Raw genomic sequence first — 15886 nt, 5'->3', positions numbered from 1 at the left:
ACGTGGGCGGATTTTTTATCAACCAACCGAAGCTGGTTTCAGGCAATCTTAGAAGCTGTAGCCAACACCAGCAATCCAGGTGCCAACGTCTACGCTGCGGATGCGGCTCTGCTCGTAACCAACGTCCAGAGCAACGTTTTCGATGCCTGGGTTGAACTGCAGGCCCGCACCGTAGGAAACACCTACGTCGCTTGAGTCAGACTTGTCACGCGCTGGTGCGTTCTGCTGGAATTTACCGTAACCGATACCAACCACGCCATAGATGCTGGCCCAGTCGTTCAGACGGTAAGCAGGACCACCGGTGATGCCGTAGTACTGGCCTTTGTTATAGACGCCAGCGTCGGTACGATCTTTCTCGGTGTAGGTGAAAGAACCGATCCAGCCCAGTGGATCGCTGCCGTTTTCGTAGCGGTATTTCAGGTTGAAACCGTTAGCTTTGTTAGCCACGCCCTGCATATCGCTTTGTGCGTAACCACCGGAAACTGTGCTCTGTGCCATCGCTGAACCAGCAGAAACTGCCAGTACACAAGCCAGTGCTGAAAGACATGCAATTTTTTTCATAACCACCTCAAATGTGAAAGTACTTATCTCCTGACAACGCTGAAAATATAACAAACCTCAGCCAGAAACTCTGCCCCGTTTTTGTTGTCCAAGACAATGTTTGGTGTAACAGGACGTTAATGATTCTTTCTATCTCATTCTTTTTACTTATGTTTCTCTCTTTGCCGCTTCGCCTGACCAGCAATGTAAAAATTTGTTCATTGAGATAAATCTTAATTAAACTGACACTTCTTTACCCGTCTGCGTGCGCTTGACGACGAATTTTTCGAATTTCTTTAACGTTTTCCCAGGCCATTTTTGCCTGGTTTGCACAATCTGTTGGTACACTTCGGGGAACTTTTCTCCCGTTCGATGGACAAATAAGGTTGGTCAAAAGGATGTCTCCCTCTTCACGCGGTTCTTCAATCTGGTTTCCTGTCTTACTGCTCTTGCTCGCCATGACCTCAATTCAGGGCGGGGCCGCGCTGGCAAAAGCCCTGTTTCCGGTAGTCGGCGCACCGGGGATCACCGCCCTGCGTCTTGGGCTGGGCACGCTTATTCTTTGCCTTATCTTCAAACCCTGGCGGCTGCGGTTCAGCCGCGATCGCGTAGTACCTCTGGTTTTGTATGGCCTGGCGCTGGGCGGCATGAACTATACGTTTTATCTGGCGCTGCGTACCGTCCCGCTGGGCATTGCCGTTGCGTTGGAATTTGTCGGTCCGCTGACGCTGGCGCTGGTGGGGTCGAGAAAGCCTCGCGATTTTCTCTGGGTGGCGCTGGCGTTGCTTGGGCTGTGGCTTTTGCTGCCTCTTGGCAAGAGCATGTCGGGCATCGATCCCAAAGGCGCATTTTTTGCGCTGCTGGCTGGTGCCTGCTGGGCCATCTATATTCTGAGCGGCCAACGCGCAGGAGCGGAGCACGGCCCTGCTACCGTCGCCATGGGATCGCTGATCGCTTCGCTGGTCTTTGTCCCTGTTGGCTTTACGTTTGCCGAAAGCGGCGTCTGGAACCTGGCAGTTTTACCGGTTGCGCTTATTGTCGCCATTCTTTCCAGCGCGTTCCCCTATACGCTGGAGATGGTCGCGCTGACCCGGCTGCCGGCCAGGACGTTTGGCACACTGATGAGCCTGGAGCCGGCCATGGGCGCGCTTTCCGGCATGATTTTCCTGGGCGAGCTGCTGACGCTGCCGCAATGGCTGGGCCTGCTGTCGATTATTATCGCCTCGGCAGGCGCTACGCTGAGTCTGCGTCCCGCTAAGCAAAAAGTCGTTCCGATTAGCGAGCTGCGTGAATAGCTATATTCAGAAAAGTTTATCCCGGCAGACAAATTTAAAGAGGCGTCTGTTAAAAAAGGAATATGTCATATATGGCTCGGATAATTCTGAGCAAATTTAATAAATCGTGGCTTTTTAACAGGGTTTTTTACGCAATTTGTAACGAAACGATAAATTAAAAATCTATTTTTTATCAGTCATTTATCTTTATCAATCTAAATGAGAATATTTATTAATCGCATTCGATAAATTATTCCTCTTTAATACCAGTCAGTTAAACCCTAAGGCCGCTACTATTTGTGCGATAGGCAGTATCGTGATGGCAATGATGAAAAGCGCTGCTATACTTATTCGGTACATTCAGGACAACTGACCATTAAGAGGATATTAATGATGAGTACCGCTAAACTGGTAAAAACGACTGCGACCGATCTGCATTACACCCGCAACAACGTGGCCGATGAGGAAAAGAAAGCCACCATTGAGGTGTTGAATCGTCTGGTAACGGAATTCATTGATTTGTCCCTGATTACCAAACAGGCGCACTGGAATATGCGCGGCGCTAACTTTATTGGCGTACACGAAATGCTGGACGGTTTCCGCACTACGATTACCGATCATCAGGACACCATTGCGGAGCGCGTAGTACAGCTGGGCGGCGTGGCGTTGGGCACCACTCAGGTAGTGAACGATCGCACTCCGCTTAAAAGCTATCCGCTGAACATTCATACCGTTCAGGATCACCTTAAAGCGCTGGCAGAACGCTATGCCGTTGTCGCTAACGATACTCGTAAAGCGATTAGTGAAGTTGAAGACGAAGACACCGCAGATATCTTTACCGCCGCTTCCCGCGACCTGGATAAATTCCTGTGGTTTATCGAATCTAACATCGAGTAAGTCGATGCGGGCTGCGCTCAGTAGCCCCACTTTTCATAGCGTGGTTTTGCGAGCAGATGAGGCCTTTCATCTGCTCTTCTTATATGGAGGAAAGCGATGGCCAGTGGTTGGGCACGTGATGATGCCGTACAGGAACAGATCGACTCAACGGTAGAAGATGCCGTTAATCGCGCCCGGCGCGCCATTCATCATGGCGCCAGCGCAAAATATTGCGAAGAGTGCGGGGATGCCATTCCTGAAGCTCGCCGTCTGGCCCTGCCCGGCGTGCAATATTGTATTCAATGCCAGGCACAGCGAGACAAACAGCAGCAGTCGACGCTTTTTAATCGCCGCGGCAGTAAAGACAGCCAGCTGCGTTAATCACGCGAGCGCTCTCGCACCCTTTCCTTTTTTACTTTGTTTTTTATCCTCCGCCAGGTTAAAACTGGATTGCACCATAATGAAACCAGCGCACTGTTTTGGTGCCTCATTATGGTGCATCGCGCTACTTAAGGCGTAATTATCCCTGTTAAATTGACTCAACGTGCTGTTTTCAATATATTTTGAAAACCTGGCATAGTTTTTTCATATGGCTGCTGGCATTCAATCGGACAAGGCGCTTGTCCGACTGCAATAAGGATAAAAAGATGAAGTCACTTGTTAAGTTTTCCCTGGCTGCGCTGACGCTGGCGTTTGCCGTCTCTTCTACCGCCGCAGAAAAAAAGCTGGTTGTCGCCACCGATACCGCCTTTGTTCCTTTTGAGTTCAAACAGGGTAACCAATATGTGGGCTTCGATGTGGAGCTGTGGGCGGCTATCGCGAAGGAACTGAAGCTGGACTATACCCTTAAACCAATGGATTTTAGCGGTATCATTCCGGGTCTGCAGACGCGTAATGTCGATCTGGCGCTGGCCGGTATCACTATCACTGACGCCCGCAAGCAGGCGATTGATTTCTCCGACAGCTACTATAAAAGCGGTCTGCTGGTGATGGTCAAAGCCAATAACGACAAAATTCAGGGTCTGAAAGATCTTGATGGCAAAGTCGTTGCGGTGAAAAGCGGCACCGGCTCCGTGGATTACGCTAAGCAGCACATCAAAACCAAAGATCTGCGCCAGTTCCCTAATATCGATAATGCCTATATGGAGCTGGGCACGGGCCGTGCGGACGCCGTGCTGCACGATACGCCAAACATCCTTTACTTCATTAACACCGCAGGCAAAGGCCAGTTCAAAGCCGTAGGCGAATCGATCGAAGCGCAGGATTACGGTATCGCCTTCCCGAAAGGCAGCGACGAGCTGCGTGAAAAAGTAAACGGCGCGCTGAAAACGCTGCGTGCAAACGGTACCTACAACACAATTTATAAAAAATGGTTCGGTTCCGAGCCTAAATAATCGCTTTTACTTTTCGCAGGCGCGCTGTGCGCCTGCGTTTTCCACACCAACGAAATATGGTTTTGATCCGGAGAAATAAGAATGCAGTTTGACTGGAGCGCCATCTGGCCATCTATTCCGGCCCTGCTCGAGGGCGCCCGCCTGACGCTGTGGATATCCGTCCTCGGCCTGATTGGCGGCCTGATTATCGGCCTTATAGCGGGTTTTGCCCGCGCTTACGGCGGCTGGCTGTCGCGTAATATCGCCCTGGTCTTTATTGAACTGATCCGCGGCACGCCGATTGTCGTGCAGGTGATGTTTATCTATTTTGCGCTGCCGATGGCCTTTAACGATTTGCGCATCGACCCTTTTAGCGCGGCAGTGGTCACCATCATGATTAACTCCGGCGCTTACATCGCTGAAATTACCCGTGGCGCCGTGCTGTCAATCAATAAGGGCTTTCGTGAAGCCGGTCTGGCGCTGGGTCTTTCCAGTCGCGAAACGCTGCGCTACGTTATCATGCCGCTGGCGCTGCGCCGTATGCTGCCGCCGCTGGGTAACCAGTGGATCGTCAGCATCAAGGATACCTCCCTGTTTATCGTTATCGGCGTGGCGGAGCTGACTCGCCAGGGCCAGGAAATCATTGCCGGTAACTTCCGCGCGCTGGAAATCTGGAGCGCCGTAGCCGTTATCTATCTGTTTATTACGCTGGTGCTGAGCTTTGTTCTGCGTCGCATTGAAAAAAGGATGAAGATCCTGTGATTGAATTTAAAAACGTCTCCAAACATTTTGGCGAAACGCAGGTTCTGCATAATATCGATCTGACTATTAAACAGGGCGAGGTCGTGGTGATTATCGGGCCGTCCGGCTCCGGCAAATCCACGCTGCTGCGCTGCATTAACAAGCTGGAAGAGATCACCACCGGCGAGCTGATTGTGGACGGGCTGAAGGTCAACGATCCTAAAGTAGACGATCGCCTGATCCGCCAGGAAGCGGGCATGGTGTTCCAGCAGTTCCATCTGTTCCCGCAGATGAGCGCGCTGGATAACGTCGCTTTTGGCCCAATCCGCGTACGCGGCGCCAGCAAAGCCGATGCGCAGCGTCTGGCAAAAGAGCTGCTGGGCAAGGTCGGCCTGGCCGAACGCGCGCACCATTTCCCGTCGGAGCTTTCCGGCGGCCAACAGCAGCGTGTGGCCATTGCCCGCGCGCTGGCGGTCAAGCCGAAGATGATGCTGTTCGATGAGCCAACCTCCGCGCTGGATCCGGAGCTGCGTCATGAAGTGCTGAAGGTAATGCAGGACCTGGCGGAAGAAGGCATGACCATGGTTATTGTGACGCACGAAGTGGGCTTTGCGAAGAAAGTCGCTTCACGCCTGATCTTTATCGATAAAGGCCGCATTGCGGAAGACGGCGATCCGGCAGAGCTGATTGATAACCCGCCGGGCGCACGCCTGCAGGAATTCTTACAGCACGTCTCCTAATCTTTTGGGGCGGTCAGGCCGCCCCGCTTTCCCGGCCCGCTCTTAAAAAACCCTCCCCCACCTCTCTCCTTTTCTTTGTCCGGCTATACTTGCTGCTCGACGCTTCTTTGCGCCGTTAAAGGAGAATATGATGTCGGGAACCCCGCCCTTCTGGCGCTGTATGTTCAGATGGCTACCGTTAGTCGCTGCTGTTTTTTGCTGTCAGGCTGAGGCCGTCAGCCTGCCTGTCGCCGCCGTTGCGGCGTCCCGGTCGCAACCCGCGGCCGATGCTTCCGGCGAACCGAGCCTGGAAGAGAAAAAAGCCGCCTACGCCGCGCTGGCCAACATTTTGCAAAATGATCAATCGCGAACCGAGCTGATTAACCAGCTGCGGAGCGCTTCCGAAAGCACTGCTAAAACTGAAGATCCCGTGCTGACGCCGCCGGATGAAGAAGAGGATAAAACGGTGCTGGAAAGCGTCACCGACGTCAGCCGTCAGTTTGGCAGCGAGGTGCTGGGTAAAGTAGAAAAACTCCACCGCAATATCGTTAACGCTCCTCATAAAACCTTTAACCCAATAACTTTTTATAACGCGCTGAGCCACTTTGCGATGCTGGCCATCGCCCTGTTCGCTTTCTACTGGCTGCTCTGCCGGGCGGCGACGCCGCTTTATCGCCGCATGGGGTCATGGGGCCGCCGTAAAAATAGCGAGCGCACCAGCTGGCTGCACCTTCCGGCGATGATCCTGGGCGCGTTTATCATTGATTTGCTGCTGCTGGGCATCGCGCTGTTTGTCGGCCAGATGCTCAGCGATACGCTCAATGCCGGTAGCAGGACGATTGCCCGCCAGCAGGGCCTGTTCTTAAGCGCTTTTGCACTGATTGAATTCTTCAAGGCGATCCTGCGGCTGATTTTCTGCCCGCGCTATCCGCAGCTGCGTTTTTTCCATCTTTCTGACGAGCGCGCTAACTACTGGAATACGCGGTTAAGCTGGCTGAGCAGCGTTATCGGCTACGGACTGCTGGTTATCGTGCCTATTGTTTCTAATCAGGTTAACGTGCAGGCGGCGGCGCTGGTTAACCTGGTTTTGATGTGTCTGATCACCGGGTGGGCGCTTTATCTGATTTTCCGCAACCGCCGCCCCGTACAGCTGGCGCTGGTTCAGCTGGCCGACCGCTCGATGAGCTTTTTTTCACTGTTTATCCGCGCTTTCGCCGTCATCTGGCACTGGCTTGCCAGCGCCTATTTTATCGCCCTGTTTCTGCTCTCGATCTTTAACCCCGGCGACAGCCTCAGGTTTATGATGTCCGCTACCGTGCGTTCGCTGGCAATAATAGGGCTGGGCGCGCTGATTTCCGGCGTTCTCAGCCGCTGGATCTCAAAAACCATTATTCTCTCGCCAGAGCTGCGTCGCAACTATCCCGAGCTACAAAAAAGAGTGAACGGCTGGGTTTCCATGATGTTAAAGCTGGCGCGTACGCTGACGGTGTTTGCCGTCTGCCTGCTGCTGCTGAACGCCTGGAATCTTTTCGACCTCTGGCATTGGCTGACGGTCGGCGCAGGCGTGAAGCTGGTAGATGTGATCATCCGTATTGTCATGATCCTGTTTTTCTCGGCGGTGGGCTGGACACTGCTTGCCAGTCTGATCGAGAGCCGTCTCGCTTCCGATTCTCACGGCAGGCCGATGCCCAGCGCCAGAACCCGCACACTGCTGACGCTGTTTCGCAACGCGCTGGCCGTGGTCATCAGTACCATCACTATCATGATCCTGTTGTCGGAAATCGGCGTGAATATCGCGCCGCTGCTGGCGGGCGCAGGCGCGCTGGGCCTGGCGGTATCCTTTGGTTCGCAAACCCTGGTTAAGGATATTATTACCGGTATTTTTATTCAGTTTGAGAACGGAATGAACACGGGCGATTTGGTCACTATCGGCGCCATTACCGGCACGGTGGAGCGCATGTCAATCCGCTCGGTAGGCGTTCGCCAGGATACCGGCGCTTACCATATTATCCCCTGGTCTTCGATCACTACCTTCGCTAATTTCGTGCGCGGCATTGGCTCTTTCGTGGCGAATTACGATGTGGATCGCAGTGAGGACAGCGATAAGGTGAATGCCGCGCTGCACGAGGCGGTGGACGAACTGATGCAGGACGAAACCATTCGCGGCATGGTTATTGGCGAGCCTAATTTCGCCGGACTGGTCGGGCTGACCAACCAGGCCTTTACCGTGCGCGTCTCCTTTACTACCCAACCGCTGAAGCAGTGGACGGTGCGTTTCGCGCTCGACAATAGGGTGAAGAAGCATTTTGATGCGGCGGGGATCAAAGCGCCGCATCCAACGGTGCAGGTCATGCCAAACGGCAGCGGGCTGGACGCCGCCGCCGCTGTGCCTGCGTTGCCTGCGCCGGAGTAACGGACGGCCGTACTGGCGGTATTAAAGACGGCTCATCTGGCGTTCGCGAGCCGTCTTTTCCATAAAGGTCCAGGCGATAAAACGGCTCTGCTTTTGGCCCTGAGCCATTTCCACGGTGCGTACGGCCACCGCATCGACCTGCTCCAGTGCACGCCACAGCTCGGGCAGGTTTTCGCGGCGGGACACCAGCGAAGTAAACCACACGCACTGTTTCGCAAAATCCACGCTTTCATTAATCATGCGGCTGATAAAGGCTTTTTCGCCGCCTTCACACCACAGCTCCTCCTGCTGGCCGCCGAAATTTAACGGCGCGTTTTTATCCAGACCGAGATTACGCACCTTGCGCTGGGTGCCCTGCTGCGCTTCGCTGGCGGACGCGTGAAACGGCGGGTTGCACAGCACGGCATGATACTGCTCGTTTTTATGAATAACGCCGTGAAAAATCGCCTGCGTATTTTTCTGACGACGCAGGCGAATACCGCGATTCAGGCCCGGATTGGCGGCGATAATGGCGTTAGCGGCGCGCATCGCCTCTTCATTGATTTCGCTGCCGGTAAAGCGCCACTCATATTCCCGATAGCCAATCAGCGGATAAATGCAGTTGGCACCGCAGCCGATATCGAGCACGTTAATATTGCGCGGCGCGACGGCGCGGTTATCTTCCGCCAGCAGGTCGGCCAGATGATGAATATAGTCAGCCCGGCCCGGCACCGGCGGACAAAGAAAACCATCCGGGATCGCCCACTGTTCAACCTGATAGAAATGCTTCAGCAATGCCTGATTTAACATTTTTACCGCGGCCGGATCGGCGAAATTCACCGATTCATCACCGTACTGATTAACCGCCACAAACTCCGCCAGCGGCGGATGACTGGCAATCAGGGCAGGAAAATCATAGCGGCCACGATGGCGGTTACGGGGATGAAGCTGGGTTTTTTCGACAATCTTTTTCATGAACGGCTCTCTTATCTGCAGGCGCGTAAGATACCTGCTGCGGTAAAAATCGTAAACAATTCCCGCCTTTTTTCCCACGGCGAAGCGGCTACTATGTAATAACTATCCCTTTATCAGGAGTTCAGATGTCCTCTTCCCGCCATACTTATCAACCGCGTCTTGGCCACGGTCTGCCTCATGATCCTTTGAACGCCATTATTGGCCCGCGTCCCATCGGCTGGATCAGTTCCCAAAGCGCCAGCGGCGAGCGCAATCTGGCGCCCTACAGCTTTTTTAACTGCTTTAACTATAAGCCGCCTATTATTGGTTTCTCCAGCCAGGGCTGGAAAGACAGCGTGGCGAACATCGTGGAAACAGGCGAGTTTGTCTGGAACCTGGCTACCCGCGAGCTGGCCGTGGCGATGAATGAAAGTTCGGCTTCGCTGCCGCGCGGCGAGGATGAATTCGCTTTTTCCGGCGTGACGCCCATTCCCGGCACGCAGGTAGCGGTCAGCATGGTAGCCGAAAGCCCGGTGAATTTTGAATGCAAGCTGACGCAGGTTATCCAGCTGCAAGACGCCGACGGCGGCAAGCTGGAGCAGTGGCTGGTGCTGGGCGAGGCGGTGGCGATCCATATCGATCACAAGCTGCTGGAGAACGGCATCTATCAGACGGCGAAAGCCAACCCTATATTGCGGGCGGGCGGCCCCAGCGCCTATTACGCCATTAGCGACGATTTACGTTTTGATTTGGTACGGCCGGACGCGCGCCAGTCCTGAGCCGTTCTGTGCCGCCTTGTACAGGGCGGCTTAGATCGCTTTCTTTTAGCTTATACAGCATTGCTATCAGGCAAGCTCGCCGGGCAGCCTGGCGCAGATATTCTGGCGGCCGCGCCGTAAGCGGCCGCAGCCACGAAAAGCCTGAGTGAACGGCCACGCCCCGCGCTGTTTTTAGACGCGCAGCTCTGCTTTTCAACGCGAGCGGGAAACCCTGCTGCGCACCTTTTTTTGGTATGATGTTATGCATCCCGAAAGCCATCATGGAGTGATAATGAAGAGAATTGCTATTGATATGGATGAGGTCATTGCCGATTTCCATCCTAAAATGGTCGCCACGTTTAACCGCCATTTCTCGCTGGAACTGGCGCACAGCGAATTCAATCTGTTCAGCCTGGCAGAGGAAAAGCCCGAGATGCTGCAGGAGATCTTTAGCCGGGTCAGCGAAGACGCGGAATTTTTTGGCGATCTGGGCGTAATTGCCGACAGCCAGCGCGTGATTGAGGCGCTAAGCCATCGTTACGAGATCTTTATCACCACGGCCGCCATGCAGATGCCCTCTTCGTTTAATGCAAAATTCCGCTGGTTAAATACCCATTTCCCGGCCATCAAACCCAGTAATATTGTGTTCTGCGGCAACAAAAGCATTATCAATGCGGATTATATGATTGATGATAACGCCCATAATTTCACAGGGTTTTGCGGAGAAGGCATCCTTTATAGCGCCCCGCACAACCTGCAGGTAACCGGCTACAGGCGGGTTAAAAACTGGCAGGAAATAGAGAACCTGTTGCTCTGAGCTCCCTCACTTTTGAAAAATACCTGTCAGGCAGCAGTGCCGCGCTCGCCTTCCGGCTTATCGTCCGCAAAGGAGAAGATATGATCCCCGTTTCGCTGATTCAGGAAGCCATTGAATGGCGCAGACAGTTTCACTTAAGGCCGGAGCTGGGCTATCACGAAGATGAGACTTCACAGCGCGTAGCGGCGCTGCTGCGCGAGTTTGGTTTGCAGGTGCATACGGGCCTGGCAGGCACCGGCGTGGTGGGCACGCTGGAGAACGGTCCCGGTCCCGCTATCGGTTTTCGTGCGGATATGGACGCCCTGCCCATCACCGAGCTGGGCGATGCGCCGTGGCGCTCCTCGCAGCCTGGCGTGATGCACGCCTGCGGACACGATGGCCACACGGCCATGCTGCTGGCGGCGGCGAAACATCTCAGCGCCACGCGGCGGTTCAGCGGCACGCTGCATTTTGTTTTCCAGCCGGCGGAAGAAAACCTGGGCGGTGCCAGAAAAATGGTCGCCGACGGCCTGTTTACGCTGTTTCCCATGGACGCTATCTACGGCCTGCATAACTGGCCAGGCCTGCCGGTCGGTCATGTGGCGGTGAACAGCGGCCCCATGATGGCTTCGCTGGACGCTTTCGAAATTACGCTGCGCGGGAAAAGCTGCCACGCGGCGATGCCGGAAAACGGCGCAGATCCGATCGTAGCCGCCGCGCAGCTCATTCTTGCGCTGCAAACTATCCCGGCCCGACGCCTGTCGCCGCTCTCCTCTGCGGTAGTCAGCATCACGCAAATTAATGGCGGCGAAGCCATTAACGTTATCCCGGAAAGCGTGGTGCTTCGCGGCACGCTAAGATGCCTGCAGGCCGATGTGCGTAGCCGGGTGCGCGGCATGATTGACGACTTTGTCACTACTTTTACCGCGCCGCTGGGCATTGACGGCAGCATTGACTACCTGACCGATTACCCGGTGACCTGCAATCACGCCGCCGCCGCACAGCAGGTTCGCGACTGCGCGCTGGCATTACTGCCGACAGAACAGGTGCACTGGGAAACCAGCCCATCAATGGCGTCGGAAGATTTTGCCTGCATGCTGGAAGCCTGCCCCGGTGCCTATTTCTGGATAGGTGCAGACGGCGAGGTGCCTTCTGCTCCGCTGCATAACGCCCGCTACGATTTTAACGATGATGTTATCCCGGAAGGCGTTACGTTCTGGACGGCGCTGGCGGAAAAGCTTCTGCCGCTCGGATAAGCGCCATGCGCTTTCCGGCCCGACGGGAAGGCTGCCTCGCTTTTTAGATCCACTTCAAAAAAGAATGCAAGAAGCAGGCAGGCACGTAAAAAACTTTGCGTGACCTGTTCCGCTTCATGAAAACGTCGCTGACTTCACGGCCAAACCGCTTTATCCTGACGGCAGATTTTTCAGGGAAGGCGGGATTTATGCACAGAACGCGAAGCGTACTGCCGGATGGCAGACACGCCATGTTATATCGGGTTGAGGCAGGCGAAGCGGGCGTTTACCTGGTGCAGTTAACGGAAATTGTTACGGTTGAGGATTCACTTATTAATTTGCCGCAGGGGCTACTGACAGGTAAACGACCGCACAGGCTAACGTTGAAGGGCGGCTGTTATGATATCGCTTTTGACAGCCTGGATAATATCGAAGCCGACACGCCCTTTTTTAAAAGGCGATTTAGGGGTCAGCGCGCGCAGGCTCTGAACTGCATTATTGATTATATAATCGACAAGCACTACACTGCGTACCGGCCTTATTGCTATACGTTTTTGGCTTTTGACGAACTGCTTTCACGAGCTTATCGCTTGCGAATACTACAGCTCAGCAGAAGCCAGCCGCAGCGGATAGCCGCCGTTTACCCAAACCTTGATCCTCACAGGAGGGGTTATGCCGTTAAACTCAGATAAACCCACCAGGCCGCTGACGCTGGAAGAGGCCATCGCGCTTAAAGCCCGGCGGATGAAAGCTGTTTATGAGCACTTTCAGAAGCAGGACAAAAAGCGCAGCGCATCCGTTATTTTTTTCAGGCCGGATGCGTAACCGCCAGGTAAGGCTTGCAAAGCCTTACCTTTCGAACGCTTACCTGCCCGGCGAAGCCATCCATCCGGCAAAACGTTCAACCTCAGCCCGGCGAAGCGTTCAATCTCAGTCAGGCGAAACGTTCAGCCTCAGCCCGGCAAAATCGTTTCCCCGATAAACAGCTTATCGCCGCCCTGGCTAAAACGCCCGGTCCGGCTCAGTATCCGGCCTTCGCGATTTGCTCCAGCGCGCTCTCTACGTCCACCGCGCGGCCCGTAGCGACGTAACAGCAGGCGATCTGCTGACGCAGCGACTGCGGTACCGCTACTTCGCGATTGAGGCAACGCCTGATCCATTCAGCCGTTGTTTCAGCCTCTTTACCCGCAGGCAGCGCGTCGCGGGCGATATGGCTTTCCGGCTGGCGTGGTAACAGCACCTCTGGCTCCTCTCCGGCAATCAGGTTCAGCGCCGGGCAGCGCTGCGGATTGGCATAAACCTCGCCTTCCGTACCGTTAAGCAGCAGCGCGCGGCCGCCGATGGCCTGGAAGAATTTGCCCACGCGCGGGATATATTCCGGGTGCGACACGCTGGAAAGCCGCAGCGCCGCATCTTCGCCAAACGGCGTCAGCAGCTTCGCCAGCGTATGCGCGCTGTTGCGTACGCCCAGCAGCCAGCGCAGCGAGAGCTGCCGCGCCAGCGGCGCGCAAAGCGTTTCAACCGACACGAAGACCAGTTTGCCCTCTTCCAGCCGCTGCTGCGCTTCCTGCATGTCCGATACCGCCTTAACGCCCAGCGCGGCAAACACCGCCTCACTGGTAACGCGAGTCGGGTCATCGCTAACGCCGTGCACCACCACAGGAAAACCGAGCAGGGAGAGCAGTAGCGCCAGCAGCGGCGTCAGGTTCGCCTGTTTACGCGCGCCGTTATAGCTTGGGATCACCACCGGCATAGGCAGGCTGGCAGGCGGCTGTAGTTTCAGCACGCGCGCCTGTACGGCCTGATAAAAGCCGAGCATCTCCTCCTCGCCCTCGCCTTTGATTCGCAGCGCAATCAGGATAGCGCCCATCTCAAGCGGCGACACCTCGTCCGCCAGCATCCGGCTGTAAAGCTCGCTGGCGGTAGCGAAATCAAGGTCGCGGGCATGATTTTTCCCTCGGCCGATCTCTTTAATAATTTTTGTATAGTCCATGCTTCTGCTCTGTTGGGTGGTTAGCGACGGCGGCGACGTACGGTTTTCTTACCCGGTACGGCCGCAACGGCTTTTGGCGGCTCCCCCGGCGGCATAGGCGGCTGCTCAATGGGGAAAACCGGTAGCGCGCCCAGCAGGCGCGCGCCATAGCTTTTGGTCAGCAAACGACGATCGTAAATCACTATCTCGCCGAAACAGTCGTGGCTGCGGATCAGCCTGCCCACCTGCTGGATCAGGTTAAAGGAGGCGCTCGGCAGGCTTTGTACTTCAAAAGGATAGCGCTTCAGGCTTTTCAGCCATTCGCCCTCCGTCAAAATAACCGGACTGTCCACCGGCGGAAAGGCAATTTTATGGATATGCACCTGCGACAGCAGGTCACCCTTCAGATCCAGCCCTTCGGCAAAGGATTGCAGGCCCACCAGCACGCTGGTTTCGCCCTGCTCCACCTTTTTACGATGTAGCGCCACCAGCGCCGGACGCGGCCTGTCGCCCTGCACCAGCAGCATCAGCCGCAGCTCCGGCAGGTAAGAGATAAACTGCTGCATCGCCCGCCCGCTGGCAAACAGCACCAGCAGCCCTTTGTGTTTGCCTTCTTTAATCTGCTGGCGGAAAAAGTGCGCCATTTCCGCCAGGTGTTCCACTTCGTTAGCCAGCATCGGCTCGTAGCGCATCTGCGGGATAATCAGCTTGCCCTGCTCAACGTGGTTAAAAGGCGAATCCAGCGCGACAAAGCGATCGCCCGGCTTTTCGCTCAAGCCCGCCATTTCCTGCAGGCGCTGAAAGCTGTTCAGCGAGCGTAGCGTGGCCGAGGTCAGCACCACGTGCGGGATTTTACGCCACAGCAGTTTTTCCAGCTGCTCGCTGACGCGGATACCGGCGCAGTGAAACAGCAGGTGCGGGTTACCTTCACGCAGCTCACGCGTCACCCATTTGGACACCGGCGCGCCGGAGGCCTGCGCCATTGAGGCGAGCCGCCACAGCTTGCTGCTGGCCTCGAACCAGCCCAGCGCGCGGTTCATCTGGATCAGCGTACGGTGCAGGCGCACTACGTCGAACTGCCCCGTTTTTTCACTGAGATCGTTCAGCAGCGCCTCTGCCAGCCCGCGCAGCCCGTCGCTGAGTTTGAACAGGCGCGCGCACAGCGTCATCACCTCTTCCGGCAGCTGGCCCATCTCGAAACGGTATTCGCCTTCCTGATTGCCGGGCGGCAACAGCTGCACCAGGATTTGCGACAGCTGTTGCAGCTGCTCGCGCACCTCTTCACAGTGGGCTTTAAGCCGCTCCGGATTGCCAAGATGCGGCGGCTTTTTCGGCCGGAACTGCGCCATACACTGTTCAACCAGACGACAGAAAAGGTCGAGCTGTAACGTGCTCCAGGCGGGCGTGATATCCCCGCTCATTTCCAGCGCGTCGCGCGCCACGTCCGGCAGGTGGTGTCCTTCATCAAGTACCAGCAGCAGATTTTTCGGCGGCGGCAGCACCGATTCCGTTTCCAGGGCCGCCATGACCAGCGCATGGTTAGCCACCACCACGTCGGCGTTTTCGATTTCCCGCCGGGCCAGGTAGAACGGGCATTCACGGAACCAGTGACAGTTGCTGCCCAGACAGTTGGCTTTATCGGTACTGATGCGCTGCCAGAGCGAATCTTCAATCGTCTCTTCGCAGTGGTCGCGCAGGCCGTCCCACTGATGGCGATCGAGGTTTTTCGCCAGCGTAGTACAGAGCGCCCGCTCATCCTTGCTGGCGGTCATTTCATCATCAAGAAACAGCAGCAAATCGCCCTGCTTTTCTTCATCGCCGCCCAGCGCGGACAGGTTGCGCGGGCAGACGTAGCGACCCCGGCCAAACGCGGCGGTAAAACGCAGATCGGGGATGATCTTCTGCAACAGCGGCAGATCTTTCGTGAAGATCTGATCCTGCAGCGCCACGTTGGCGGTGCTGACCACCAGCGGCTTATCTTCCGCACGGCTGACGGCGATACCGGGGATCAGATAGGAGAGCGTTTTGCCGACGCCGGTCGGGGCTTCAATCGCCAGATGGCGCCCTTCGTCGCCCGCCAGCGTTTTCGCCACTTCGGCAATCATCTGCCGCTGCGGCGCTCGGGAAATAAAATCGGGGATTTGCTGCTGGAGAGCCTTGTACCAGCCGGCAATTTGCGCTTTTAACGCGGCAGTTAGCGCCATATCAATCACTTTTTATTGAAACGGCCTGTATTTTTACACAGTATTTCGTTCA

At 55.6% G+C, this 15886-nt stretch carries 16 protein-coding genes; 12 read left to right on the top strand and 4 right to left on the bottom strand.

Going from position 1 to position 15886, the window contains the following annotated elements:
• Positions 1 to 48 precede the first annotated feature (48 nt).
• A complete protein-coding gene (ompX, locus tag ACVWZ0_RS07835) occupies positions 49 to 561 on the bottom strand; it encodes an outer membrane protein OmpX (RefSeq protein WP_253454779.1) in 513 nt (170 codons plus the stop codon).
• 377 nt (positions 562 to 938) lie between these two features.
• Here ompX and rhtA point away from each other — a divergent pair, with 377 nt between their 5' ends.
• From rhtA to ybiO, 7 genes are all read left to right on the top strand, one after another.
• Positions 939 to 1835, top strand: coding sequence for a threonine/homoserine exporter RhtA (gene rhtA, locus ACVWZ0_RS07830; protein WP_253454780.1), 897 nt, complete (start codon positions 939 to 941; stop codon positions 1833 to 1835).
• A 372-nt stretch (positions 1836 to 2207) separates the two neighbouring features.
• Positions 2208 to 2711 carry a DNA starvation/stationary phase protection protein Dps gene (gene dps / locus ACVWZ0_RS07825; RefSeq protein WP_125288897.1) on the top strand — a complete coding sequence of 168 codons (504 nt, stop codon included), beginning with the start codon at positions 2208 to 2210 and terminating at the stop codon, positions 2709 to 2711.
• Between the two features lie 96 nt (positions 2712 to 2807).
• Complete coding sequence (locus ACVWZ0_RS07820; RefSeq protein WP_253454781.1) at positions 2808 to 3071, top strand: DksA/TraR family C4-type zinc finger protein; 264 nt, start codon at positions 2808 to 2810, stop codon at positions 3069 to 3071.
• A gap of 266 nt (positions 3072 to 3337) precedes the next feature.
• The gene (gene glnH / locus ACVWZ0_RS07815; protein ID WP_253454782.1) at positions 3338 to 4084 is read left to right on the top strand and encodes a glutamine ABC transporter substrate-binding protein GlnH; all 747 of its coding nucleotides are present in this window, start codon (positions 3338 to 3340) and stop codon (positions 4082 to 4084) included.
• Between the two features lie 81 nt (positions 4085 to 4165).
• Positions 4166 to 4825, top strand: a complete 660-nt coding sequence (glnP, locus tag ACVWZ0_RS07810) for a glutamine ABC transporter permease GlnP (RefSeq protein WP_125288792.1) — start codon at positions 4166 to 4168, stop codon at positions 4823 to 4825.
• The gene (glnQ, locus tag ACVWZ0_RS07805) at positions 4822 to 5544 is read left to right on the top strand and encodes a glutamine ABC transporter ATP-binding protein GlnQ (RefSeq protein WP_125288793.1); all 723 of its coding nucleotides are present in this window, start codon (positions 4822 to 4824) and stop codon (positions 5542 to 5544) included. Before glnP ends, glnQ begins: the two co-directional genes overlap by 4 nt.
• A 160-nt stretch (positions 5545 to 5704) precedes the next feature.
• Entirely contained in the window at positions 5705 to 7936 is a 2232-nt protein-coding gene (gene ybiO, locus ACVWZ0_RS07800) for a mechanosensitive channel protein (protein ID WP_253461060.1), read from the top strand.
• Positions 7937 to 7957: 21 nt separating this feature from the next.
• On the opposite strand, the gene rlmF is transcribed toward ybiO, so the two are convergent.
• The gene (rlmF, locus tag ACVWZ0_RS07795) at positions 7958 to 8890 is read right to left on the bottom strand and encodes a 23S rRNA (adenine(1618)-N(6))-methyltransferase RlmF (protein ID WP_253454783.1); all 933 of its coding nucleotides are present in this window, start codon (positions 8888 to 8890) and stop codon (positions 7958 to 7960) included.
• Between the two features lie 125 nt (positions 8891 to 9015).
• Between rlmF and ACVWZ0_RS07790 the strand changes: the two genes are divergently transcribed.
• From ACVWZ0_RS07790 to ACVWZ0_RS07770, 5 genes are all read left to right on the top strand, one after another.
• Positions 9016 to 9648, top strand: coding sequence for a flavin reductase family protein (locus tag ACVWZ0_RS07790; RefSeq protein ID WP_253454784.1), 633 nt, complete (start codon positions 9016 to 9018; stop codon positions 9646 to 9648).
• A 271-nt stretch (positions 9649 to 9919) separates the two neighbouring features.
• Positions 9920 to 10444 (top strand): 5' nucleotidase, NT5C type, encoded by a 525-nt coding sequence (locus tag ACVWZ0_RS07785; RefSeq protein WP_253454785.1) that lies wholly within the window; start codon positions 9920 to 9922, stop codon positions 10442 to 10444.
• An 80-nt stretch (positions 10445 to 10524) separates the two neighbouring features.
• The gene (locus ACVWZ0_RS07780; RefSeq protein ID WP_253454786.1) at positions 10525 to 11679 is read left to right on the top strand and encodes a M20 aminoacylase family protein; all 1155 of its coding nucleotides are present in this window, start codon (positions 10525 to 10527) and stop codon (positions 11677 to 11679) included.
• 95 nt (positions 11680 to 11774) lie between these two features.
• Positions 11775 to 12350: a hypothetical protein gene (locus tag ACVWZ0_RS07775; protein ID WP_253454787.1), complete on the top strand. Its 576-nt coding sequence runs from the start codon at positions 11775 to 11777 to the stop codon at positions 12348 to 12350.
• Positions 12331 to 12483: a hypothetical protein gene (locus tag ACVWZ0_RS07770; protein ID WP_253454788.1), complete on the top strand. Its 153-nt coding sequence runs from the start codon at positions 12331 to 12333 to the stop codon at positions 12481 to 12483. Before ACVWZ0_RS07775 ends, ACVWZ0_RS07770 begins: the two co-directional genes overlap by 20 nt.
• A 196-nt stretch (positions 12484 to 12679) precedes the next feature.
• Here ACVWZ0_RS07770 and ybiB read toward each other — a convergent pair whose 3' ends face one another.
• Together ybiB and dinG are read right to left on the bottom strand one after the other, a co-directional pair.
• Positions 12680 to 13651, bottom strand: a complete 972-nt coding sequence (ybiB, locus tag ACVWZ0_RS07765; RefSeq protein ID WP_253454789.1) for a DNA-binding protein YbiB — start codon at positions 13649 to 13651, stop codon at positions 12680 to 12682.
• A 20-nt stretch (positions 13652 to 13671) separates the two neighbouring features.
• Positions 13672 to 15834, bottom strand: coding sequence for an ATP-dependent DNA helicase DinG (gene dinG, locus ACVWZ0_RS07760; RefSeq protein ID WP_253454790.1), 2163 nt, complete (start codon positions 15832 to 15834; stop codon positions 13672 to 13674).
• Positions 15835 to 15886: the final 52 nt, after the last annotated feature.

The organism is Erwinia sp. TECH1, from assembly GCF_054057575.1.
The sequence above is the reverse complement of the archived record's forward strand: the minus strand, read 5'-3'. Positions and strand labels throughout refer to the sequence as shown.